The 10,241-nt window shown below is 67.3% G+C and carries 8 protein-coding genes and 2 pseudogenes; 6 read left to right on the top strand and 4 right to left on the bottom strand.

The features are described from left to right. Positions 1-116: 116 nt before the first annotated feature. From CKJ84_RS06930 to CKJ84_RS06915, 4 genes and pseudogenes are all read left to right on the top strand, one after another. Positions 117-1,037, top strand: a pseudogene (locus CKJ84_RS06930) (amidase family protein); the annotation flags it as partial. Between the two features lie 45 nt (positions 1,038-1,082). Then, positions 1,083-2,429 carry an MFS transporter gene (locus CKJ84_RS06925; protein WP_233125527.1) on the top strand — a complete coding sequence of 449 codons (1,347 nt, stop codon included), beginning with the start codon at positions 1,083-1,085 and terminating at the stop codon, positions 2,427-2,429. Between the two features lie 70 nt (positions 2,430-2,499). Beyond that, positions 2,500-3,531: a 6-phosphofructokinase gene (locus CKJ84_RS06920; protein ID WP_095546351.1), complete on the top strand. Its 1,032-nt coding sequence runs from the start codon at positions 2,500-2,502 to the stop codon at positions 3,529-3,531. Further along, positions 3,532-4,074 (top strand): mismatch-specific DNA-glycosylase, encoded by a 543-nt coding sequence (locus tag CKJ84_RS06915; RefSeq protein ID WP_095535029.1) that lies wholly within the window; start codon positions 3,532-3,534, stop codon positions 4,072-4,074. It abuts the gene before it with no gap. On the opposite strand, the gene CKJ84_RS06910 is transcribed toward CKJ84_RS06915, so the two are convergent. Then, entirely contained in the window at positions 4,014-4,835 is an 822-nt protein-coding gene (locus tag CKJ84_RS06910; protein WP_095546350.1) for a PrsW family intramembrane metalloprotease, read from the bottom strand. The genes CKJ84_RS06915 and CKJ84_RS06910 overlap by 61 nt on opposite strands. Next, positions 4,832-5,365: a hypothetical protein gene (locus tag CKJ84_RS06905; RefSeq protein WP_143340328.1), complete on the bottom strand. Its 534-nt coding sequence runs from the start codon at positions 5,363-5,365 to the stop codon at positions 4,832-4,834. Before CKJ84_RS06905 ends, CKJ84_RS06910 begins: the two co-directional genes overlap by 4 nt. An 85-nt stretch (positions 5,366-5,450) precedes the next feature. On the opposite strand from CKJ84_RS06905, the gene gatB reads away from it, so the two are divergent. Next, on the top strand, positions 5,451-6,950 hold the full coding sequence (gene gatB, locus CKJ84_RS06900; protein WP_095546436.1) for an Asp-tRNA(Asn)/Glu-tRNA(Gln) amidotransferase subunit GatB: 1,500 nt from the start codon (positions 5,451-5,453) through the stop codon (positions 6,948-6,950). Between the two features lie 85 nt (positions 6,951-7,035). On the opposite strand, the gene CKJ84_RS06895 is transcribed toward gatB, so the two are convergent. After that, positions 7,036-8,490, bottom strand: coding sequence for a hypothetical protein (locus CKJ84_RS06895; RefSeq protein WP_095546348.1), 1,455 nt, complete (start codon positions 8,488-8,490; stop codon positions 7,036-7,038). 308 nt (positions 8,491-8,798) lie between these two features. Between CKJ84_RS06895 and CKJ84_RS06890 the strand changes: the two genes are divergently transcribed. Next, the gene (locus CKJ84_RS06890) at positions 8,799-9,281 is read left to right on the top strand and encodes a GNAT family N-acetyltransferase (protein WP_095546347.1); all 483 of its coding nucleotides are present in this window, start codon (positions 8,799-8,801) and stop codon (positions 9,279-9,281) included. Here the strand turns inward: CKJ84_RS06890 and CKJ84_RS06885 are convergent. Continuing rightward, a pseudogene (locus CKJ84_RS06885) lies at positions 9,278-10,239 on the bottom strand (glutathione S-transferase C-terminal domain-containing protein). The gene CKJ84_RS06890 and the pseudogene CKJ84_RS06885 sit on opposite strands and share 4 nt — an antisense overlap. Between the last annotated feature and the right edge of the window lie 2 nt (positions 10,240-10,241).

Here is a 10,241-nt window from a genome sequence, read left to right as displayed (position 1 = left end):
CCCCGGATCCCTGCCGCCTGCTGGTGGGGGGGATCAACCCCGGTCGGCTGACGGAAGAGGTCGACGCACCGCTCCCCCCTGTCTCTTATACACATCTAGGTGTGTATAAGAGACAGGCGTCGCTGACTGGCACCGTCGGCGTGAAGCCGACCTACGGCGGCGTCTCCCGCTACGGCGTCGTGGCCTGCGCGTCTTCGCTGGACCAGGTCGGCCCCTGCGCCAACAACGTGCTGGACACCGCGCTGCTGCACGAGATCATCGGCGGCCACGACGAGTTCGACGCGACCAGCGTGGACCGTCCGGTGGCACCGCTTGCGGACGCCGCCCGCGAAGGCGCCAGCGGCGACCTCACCGGGGTCAAGGTGGGCAAGGTCAAGCAGTTCCAGCGCCCCGGCACCCAGGACGGGGTCAACGCGCGCATCGACGCCGCCTTTGCCCAGCTCGAGGCCCAGGGCGCGGAGATCGTGGAGGTGGACTGCCCGCACTTCGACGACGTGATGGGCGCCTACTACATCATCCAGATGTCGGAGATGTCTTCCAACCTCGCGCGCTTCGACGGCATGCGCTACGGCCTGCGCGAGGGCGACGACGGCGAGCACTCTGCCGAGCAGGTCATGGCCGCCTCCCGCGGCGCCGGCTTCGGCTCCGAGGTCAAGCGCCGCATCATCCTCGGCACCTACGCCCTGTCGGTGGGCTACTACGACGCCTACTACCTGCAGGCACAGCGCGTGCGCACCCTCATCGCGCAGGACTTCGCCCGTGCATTCGAGCTTTGCGACGTCATCGCGGCCCCCGCCGTGCCGTCCACCGCCTTCAAGCTCGGCGAAAAGGTCGACGACCCGCTGGCCATGTACAACTTCGACCTGTTCACCCTGCCGCTGAACCTCGCCGGCCTGCCGGGCATGTCCGTGCCCGCCGGCAAGGCGGACGACACGGGTCTGCCGGTCGGCCTGCAGCTCATCGCCCCGGCGTTCGAGGACGCGCGCCTCTACCGCGTCGGCGCCGCCTACGAGACCGGCCGCGACGCAGACAAGTAACGCGTCGCCCATCCCAACCCCCGAGACCCTGAGAGGACCCCTTTCGTGACAACTTCTGTGACGTCGGCGGGGCGCTCGGTGGCACCCCACTCTGGCCCCAACCCCTGGGTGACGCTCGCGGCGCTCGCCGCGGGCTACTTCCTCATCCTTGTGGACCAAGGCCTTATGCCGGTGATCACCCCGCGGCTGCCCTACGAGGTCGGCGACGCGGTCTGGCTCACCAGCGTTTACCTGCTGTGCACCGTCGTGCCCATGCCGGTGACCGGGCGGCTTGGTGACAAGTACGGGCAACGCCCCGTCTTCCTTACCGGCCTGAGCATCTACGTCGCGGCGCTCGCGATCGCCGCGAGCTCCTCGCACCTGTGGGGGCTCGTCCTCGCGCGCGCCATCCAGGGTGTCGGCTCCGCGATTTTCCTCCCGCAGGCTTTCGGGATGATCAACCGCGTCTTCCCGCAGCACAAGCGCGGCCGCGCGTTCGCCGCGTGGGGCGTCATCGGTTCCATCGCCTCGCTCACTGGCCCGGTGGTCGGTGGCGCGATCATCGACGCCGGCGGGTGGCGCGCCGGATTCATCGCCCAAGCTGTCCTGGGCGTCGTCGCGCTGTGCGCGGCGTTCGCGTGGGTGCCGCGGCTGCCGTCGTCGCCCGCGCAGATAGACCTGGCGTCGGTCGCGCTCTCCTTCGCCGGCCTGGGTTTGCTCATCTACGGCATTCAGTACGGCAACGTGGTCGCCATCGTGCTCGGCCTGTGCGGCGTCGCGCTCATCATCTGGCGCGGCGTGAGCGGGCGCGACCACGGGTTCCTGCCCGTCGGGCTGTTCCGCGACAGCAACTTCGCCCTGGGCACCCTCGGGGTCGCCGCCCTGGGCTTCACGGCAGCGTCGATGTTCATCCCGATGATGTACTGGCTGCAAACCGTCATGGAGGTGTCGTCGGCACGCGCGGGCCTGCTCACCGCCCCGATGTCTATCGTCGCGCTCGTGCTCACGCCGGTGGCCGGCGTGCTGTCGGACAAGATGCGCCCCAAGGTGCTGTGCGTGTTCGGCTTCGGCACGATGAGCATCGCTCTGCTCGCCACGTACGCCGTCGTGCGCACCGGTGCGAACCCGCTCTGGGTCGCGCTGCTCGCCGCGGTCTTCGGCGTGGGCAGCGCGTTCACGTGGGCGCCGAATGCCACGACCACGATGCGCTCGGTGCCCGAGGAGGACTCGGGCGCGGCCTCCGGGCTGTACAACACGTTGCGCCAGGTGGGCAGCGTGCTCGGCGTAGCGCTCGTCGGCGCCGTGCTCGTCTCCGGCGACATCGCAGTGTCGGTGCGCTGGGCTGTGCTCATCCCGCTCGCGGCGATGCTCATCGGTGCGGTCAGCTCGTTTTTCCTCAAGAGCGACCGCTAATTCGCTTTTCGACGCCCACGCCACCAGCTCGGTCGGCCAGCTTCCTGGCAAACGCGCTAAGGTGGCAGTTATGCGACTTGCGACACTAACTTCCGGCGGCGACTGCCCAGGGCTCAACGCCGTCATCCGTGGAATTGTCCGCACTGCCAGCGCCGAGTACGGCTCGACCGTCGTCGGCTACCAGGACGGTTGGGTCGGCCTCATGGAGGATCGCCGCGTCGACCTGTACGACGACGCGTTCATCGACTCGATCCTGCTGCGCGGCGGCACGATCCTGGGCACCGGCCGCCTGCACCCGGACAAGTTCAAAGCCGGGATTGACACCATCAAGGAAAACCTGGCCGACGCGGAGATCGACGCGCTGATTGCCATCGGCGGCGAGGGCACCCTCAAGGGCGCGAAGTGGCTGGCGGACAACGGCATCCCCGTTGTGGGCGTGCCGAAGACCATTGATAACGATGTCGCGGCGACCGACTACACCTTCGGCTTCGACACCGCCGTCTCCGTCGCCACCGACGCGATCGACCGCCTGCACACCACCGCAGAATCGCACAACCGCATCCTTATCGTCGAGGTGATGGGCCGCCACGTCGGCTGGATCGCGCTGCACGCCGGCATGGCCGGCGGCGCGCACTACACCGTGATCCCCGAGGAGCCGTTTGACATCGCCGAGATCTGCAAGGCGATGGAGCGCCGCTTCCAGATGGGCGAGAAGTACGGCATTGTCGTCGTCGCAGAGGGCGCCACCCCGAAGGAAGGCACCATGGACGGCAGCCTGGGCGAGGAGGACGAGTTCGGCCACATCACCTTCAACGGCATGGGCCAGATCGTCGCTGACGAGATCAAGAAGCGCCTGGGCTACGACGTGCGCACCACCGTGTTGGGCCACATCCAGCGCGGCGGTACGCCCACCGCGTACGACCGCGTCCTGGCTACCCGCTACGGCGTCCACGCGGCGCGCGCGGCGCACGAGGGCAACTTTGACACCTGCGTGGCGCTGCACGGCGAGGACATCGACCTCGTCCCGCTGGACAACGCGGTTGCGCACCTGAAGAGCGTGCCGGCGCACCGCTACACCACGGCGAAGGCGATGTTTGGCTAGATGCGGGATCGGATCCCGGACCCCTGCCGCCTGCTGGTGGTGGGGATTAACCCCGGTCGGCTGACGGAAGAGGTCGACGCCCCGTTCGCCCACCCCGGAAACCGGTTCTGGCCCGCGCTCGAGCGCGCCGGCATCACGCCGTACCGGGTGCACGCCGAGCGAGGGCTCGCAGATGAAGACGCCGCCATGCTCGCCGGAATGGGCATTGGTTTTACCAACTTTGTTGACCGCATGACGCCGCGAGCCTCAGCACTGACACGCGAGGAGCTCGTTGCGGGTGGCGACAAAGTACGCGCGTGCGTCGCGCGGCATCGGCCTGACGTGGTCATGGTCGTGGGCATCGGGGCTTTTCGCGACGCCTACCGTGCTCCGAAAGCCAAGCGCGGACTGCAGCCCGAACGCCTTGCCGGGGTGCCCGTCTGGGTGGTGGGCAACCCGAGCGGGCTCAACGCCCACGAAACAGTGGACAGTCTGGCCGAGAGCTACCGCGAAGTGTGGGACTCAGTCGCCGCGTCGGCGCCGACTGCCCGTGAGCGTCGGTAGCACCAAACCAGCAAGCTCCAGCTGGCCGCAACGGTGACCAGCATCGCGATGAGTCCCGCGGCCCCGGGGAGCTCTGACGACGCGTTGAAGGCGCCGTGGACGCACACCGCGAGGAGGAACCAGCCAGCGACGCGCTGTAGCCTCCACGACAGCGAGCGGTCGGTCCGGCACAGCAACGCGCCAAGGCCCCACGCGGCGAGCCCCGTGTACAGTGCGTGGGCGAACGGCGACATGATGAGCCGTACCGCGTAGGTCAACGTGCCGTCGGCGAAATCAGACTCCAGGTCGGTCGCGGCGGCGATTGCGGCAAACGACATGGTTTCTGCGATAAAGAAGCCGGCTCCGACGGCCATGCCGACGACCGCCACCTCGATCCGGCGGGACACCGGCGCGAACGCCGACACGGCGGCAAGCACCAGCAGCAGCTTCGCCGTTTCTTCCGGGAACGGCGAAATGGCGTAGAAGACCACGCTCGGCAGGCTCGCCGCAGCCTCCTGGAAGGCGGAGTTGACCGGGCCCATGGGGCCGGTGAGCGCCATGCCCGCGAGTACGGCTGCGGGGAGGCACCAGCGCGAATCCGGGCGGCCGGGGTGGCGGCGCAGCAACACCCATGCGATGAGCAGCAGCGCGATGACAATTGCCACCGAAATGCCGGCGAACACGGGGCGCCACGGGATCTGCACGTAGCTGTAGCCGGAGTAGGCCAGCAGGGTGGTAAAGATCAGCCCGACGAAGACCTGGGGGAGGCGGAAGCCACTCACTGGCGCATCGCCTCCTCCGCGGCGAGCCGGGAAATGAGGTCGACGCCATCGCCACCGCTCGCACTGAAGTAGGTGGTGGTGTTGCCGCGTTGGACGGAAGCGGCAGCGATGTCACCGCGCTGGCCCACCGCGACGTGGTGAGCGGGGTGGGTGATGTCGTCCGGGCGGAGGTCCTCGCCGCTGGTCATCTGCCAGAAGTAGCGTGTCAGGGCCGCGGGCGCCTCGCCGTCGGCGGGGGAGAGCTCGACGCGGGCGCTCGCCTTCACGTCGTTGGCGCAGTCCCACGTCCACATGCCGCCGACGCCGGTGTCGTCCTGCGCCGGGCGGTTCTCGGTGCGCGGGCAGACGAGTGGGGTGCCGTGGGCGTCGACAAGCGTGACACTGCCTGCGGAAACCGGTTCTGCCTGCGGAGCGGGGTTGCTCACCACGGCGCGGGCGGCGAATGGTGCCGCGAGCACGAGGAGGCCAACGAGCACTACGATCACCGTGCCCGTTCTGGTCGGGGAGTCTGAGAAATCGGGGTAACGCACGGCGACGATGATAAGGAAGCGTATGTTCGCTCGCAATGGTGCACTGGCGGGGAGAACGTGCGCGTGGATTAGTAGAATGGGGCGCATGACTGCCTACGACTTGATGGATTACGACGAAGTACTGGAAAAGTACGACCCCGTCATGGGGCTCGAGGTGCACGTGGAGCTGGCCACGGAGACGAAAATGTTCTCCACCGCCTCCGCGCACTTCGGTGCTGAACCCAACACCAATATTGACCCGGTCTCGCTCGGCCTGCCGGGCGCGCTGCCCGTGGTCAACGCGAAGGGCGTCGAGTGGGCGATCAAGATCGGCCTGGCGCTCAACTGCGAGATCGCGGAGAGCTCCCGCTTCGCGCGCAAGAACTACTTCTACCCGGACCAGCCGAAGAACTACCAGATCTCGCAGTACGACGAGCCGATCGCGCACGACGGCTACCTCGACGTGCAGCTGGAGGACGGCACCGAGTGGCGCGTGGAGATCGAGCGCGCCCACATGGAGGAGGACACCGGCAAGCTCACGCACCTCGGTTCCTCGTCCGGCCGTATCACGGGCGCGACCGCCTCGCTGGTGGACTGCAACCGCGCCGGCATCCCGCTCATTGAGATCGTGACCAAGCCGATCATCGGCGCCGGCGAGCGCGCCCCCGAGGTGGCGAAGGCGTACGTCGGCGCGCTGCGCGAGCTGGTCAAGGCCCTCGGCGTGTCCGACGCGCGCATGGACCAGGGCTCGATGCGCTGCGACGCCAACCTGTCCCTGCGCCCCATCGGCCAGGAGAAGTTCGGCACGCGCACCGAGACGAAGAACATCAACTCGCTGAAGTCCGTCGAACAGGCGGTGCGCTTCGAGATGCAGCGCCAGGCCCAGGTGCTTGATGACGGCGGCGAGATCGTTCAAGAGACCCGCCACTACCAAGAGAAGGACGGCTCCACCTCCAAGGGCCGCCCGAAGGAGGAGGCGAGCGAGTACCGCTACTTCAACGACCCGGACCTGCCGCCCGTGATTGCGAAGCCGGAGTGGGTCGAGGAGATCCGCCAGACGCTGCCGGAGCTGCCGTGGGTGCGCCGCGCGCGCATCCAGGAGGAATGGCAGCTGCCGGAGAAGGAGTTCCGCGACCTGGTCAACGCCGGTGCGCTCGACCTGGTGGTGGACACCGTAGAGGCCGGCACGACGCCGGACGAGGCCCGGGCCTGGTGGGTCTCCTACATCCAGGCGAAGGCGAACGAGGCAGGCAAGGACCTCGACGCGATCGGCGTCACCCCCGCCGACGTCGCGCGCGTGGTTGAGTTGGTCAAGGAAGGCAAGCTGACCACCAAGCTCGGCCGCCAGGCGATCGACGGCGTCATCGCCGGCGAGGGCACCGTGGACGAGGTGGTCGCTGCGCGCGGCCTCGAGGTCGTGCGCGACGACGGCGCCATCGAGAAGGCGATCGACGACGCGCTGGCTGCGAACCCGGACATCGTGGAGAAGTACCGCGCGGGCAACAAGAAGGTCACGGGCGCGATCGTGGGCGCTGTCATGAAGGCCACCCAGGGCAAGGCTGACCCGGGCGAGGTCAACAAGATGATCGCCGCGAAGCTCGCCTAGGCGCAGTTCGCGCTTCACGACGAAAGGCGCTCCCGGTCTTGGACCAGGAGCGCCTTTTTGCGTGCGCGGGGGCGTCGAGAAGCTGCTACTTCACCGCGGTGCTGCCGCCCGGGGTGTCGTCGTTGCCCTTGACGCCGTTGGGTGAGTTCGGGTCGACGGCGGGGAAGCTCCCGGTCTCGTAGACCTCCTTGTAGGCGTCCCAGTCGATGCCGTCGCCGTCGGACTCCGGCGCGCCCTCGTAGTCGTCGTGATCCGGGTCGAGGGAGGGGGCGTCCTCGAGGTTGAACTCGTTCTCCTCGTCAGCGTCGAGGTTTGCTGCGACCTCCTCCTGGACAGAGTGCCACAGGTCGGAGTCCTCGACGTGGGACTCGGAGGCGAGCCGCTCCACTTCCTTGCGCTCCTTGGCGGTCAGCTCGTCCTCGGACGGGTCGAGCGCGGTCTCGGCGAGCTCAGCGAGACGCTCGCGGCGGCTGGTCTCCTCCTTGATGTTGTCGCGGTCGTTGAACCAGCCGACGATGATGGCGATGGTCAGGATGATGCCCAGGTAGCCGATCGCCGGGTACACCCAGCTGATCAGGTCAGCGAAGCCGACGAAGGACAGCAGGAAGCCGATGCCGACCACGATGAAGTACACCATGCGGAAGCGCTCCGGGTGCTTGTTGGTCAAGCGGCGGGCCATGGCGTAGAACATGCCGACGGCGGTGTTGTAGATCATCATGTAGATGATGATGGAGACGATGACGCCGACAACCGGGTGCATCGAGTCAAACACGGCGAGCAGCGGCATGTCCTTGCCCGCGACTTTGTCCATGTTGAAGAACAGGATGAAGTTCAGGATGACCAGCATGATGGCGAAGATGAGGCCGCCGAGCAGGCCGCCGACGCCGGCGGTGCGCGGGTTCATCTGCGAGCCGGCGATGACCAGCATCATCGACACCGCCATGATGTTGACCAGCGTGCCGTAGTTGACGGCGGAGAGCAGCCAGTTGTTAAACACGCCGTCGGCGGGGGACTGCTGCAGGGCGATGTCGTTCATCGCGTGCAGGCTGTCGGGCATGTGCATGATGGTGATGCCAAACGCCACGAAAACGGCGATGATGAGGAACGGCGTGATGACGGAGATGACCTGCGTGATGCGGTCCACGTCGAGGAAGCCAGAGAGGACGAGCAGGACGGTCATGATGGTCGCGCCGATCCACGGGGCGAAGCCGAACTGCTGGTTGAGGTTGGAGCCGGCGCCGGCGACCATGACGAAGCCGAACGCGAAGAGGCTGAACATGGTGGCGTAGTCCATGTACTTGGACACGATTGGGCTGGACACGCGGTTGAACACCACGGAGTGGTCGTCGGCAAGGTAGTACGAGCCGAGCTGGAAGATGGTGGTGCCGACGACGAAGATGATGATGCCGGAGATCACGGCACCGACGATGCCGATGTAGCCGAAGGCGAGGAAGTACTGGATGACTTCCTGGCCGGAGGCGAAGCCGGCGCCGACGAGCAGGCCGACGAGCGCCATGGCCACCTGAATTGTCTGTTTCATGGAATGATCCTAGAAAAATAGTCGTACGATAAAAATGAACCGGGGCGATATTAACAAAGCACGCTCGCCCCCGCGAATGGCCATTTTGCGTGTGTACGGGCATTTTTCGCTTCTCGACGCCACCACCCACCCCAAGAAACGCCAGCGTATCGCCCCGCACGCGCGCTCAGCGTGCGCACAGCGCTGCCTCGGCCGCGGGACCGTTTCGCACAGTAAAACGTGACCTTCTCGTGACATTGAGGGCGCGGCAGGGTCGTTGGTGTCTCCCAATTCTGGAATCCGCCCGCTCTCGCCTAAGCTAACGACCCATGACGACAATCCGCCAGGCCACCGACGCCGATGCTGCCGCCATCTACGCCATGATCAACGAGCTCGCGCTCTACGAGAAGGAGCCCGACGCGGTGACGTCGACCGAGCAGGACGTCCGCGACCACCTCTTCGGCGAGAACCCGAGTGTATTCGCGCTGGTGGCGGACAACGACGGCGAACTCGAGGGGATGGCCCTGTGGTTCTTGAGCTACTCCACCTGGGAGGGCCGCCACGGCATCTGGCTGGAGGATCTCTACGTCCGCGAGGAGTGCCGCGGCAAGGGGATCGGCACGGCGCTGCTGCAGGAGCTTGCGCGCATCGCGGTCAAGAACGACTACCGCCGCGTCGAGTGGTCCGTGCTGAAGTGGAACACGCCGTCCATCGGCTTCTACAACGCGATGGGCGCCGACGATATGGGCGACTGGTCGACGATGCGCCTCGACGGGGCGGCGCTGCGCGTTCTCGGCGGCACGCGCGACTAGCGCTGGAACGGCGCGGGGTGCTTGACCTCCTCGCCGGCGCGGACAGGGCGCGGCGGGGTGACCCCGTCGGCGAAGGGGGAGCCGGGGAGGAGGTGGCGCTCGTGGGCGTCGATAAGCCAGCGCATGTCGGGGCCCGCGGGGACGACGCCGGTGGGGTTGATCTCCGCGTGGGTGATGTAATAGTGCTCCTTGATTTCTTGGAAGTCGGTGGTGTCGCCGAAGCCCGGGAGCTGGAAGAGCTCTGGAGGTAACCGCGCAGGTTGGGCATCTGCGCGATGCGGTTGCGTGACGCCTTGAAGTGGCCGACGTAGACGGGGTCGAAGCGGACGAGGGTGGGGTAGAGGTAGACGTCGGCAAGCGTGATGTGCTCGCCCACGAGGAAGCGGTGCCGCGAGAGGTGGTCCTCCAGCCAGTCCATGTGCTCCCAGAGGTCGGCGTAGGCCTCCTCGTACGCGTCCTGCGAGCCGGCGAATCCTGCGCGGTACACGCCGTTGTTGATGTGGCGGTAGACGCGGTCCGCGACCTCGTCGATCTCGGCGCGCAGCTCGCGCGGGTAGAGGTCGGGGGCGCCGTCGCGGTGGTGGGCCGCCCAGGCGTCCTGGAAGTCGACGGGGATGCGGCGGAAGTCGTTCGTAACCGCGGCGCGCGTTTGCTTCTCGACGATCACCGGCACCGTAATCCCACGCGGATAGCCCGGGAAACGCGCCTCATAGGCGTCTTTGAGGAAGTCGAGGCCGAGGAGGCGGCGGACGATGATCGCGCGGTGCGCCCATGGGCAGGCGCGCGCCGCCATGAGCCGGTAGCGGCCCGGCTCGACGGGCCAGGCGCAGGTGCCGTCGTCGGCGGGCTGCGGGGCGCTGCCCGGGGCGAGGTCGGCGCTAAAGGGGTCGGCGATATAGGTGGTGTCGCGGACGAACTCGCCGTCCGGGGACGCGTTGCGTGCTGGGGTGGAGATCATGG

This window comes from Corynebacterium sp. NML 120412, from assembly GCF_002285155.1.
Lineage (GTDB): Bacteria > Actinomycetota > Actinomycetes > Mycobacteriales > Mycobacteriaceae > Corynebacterium > Corynebacterium gottingense.
The sequence above is the reverse complement of the archived record's forward strand: the minus strand, read 5'-3'. Positions and strand labels throughout refer to the sequence as shown.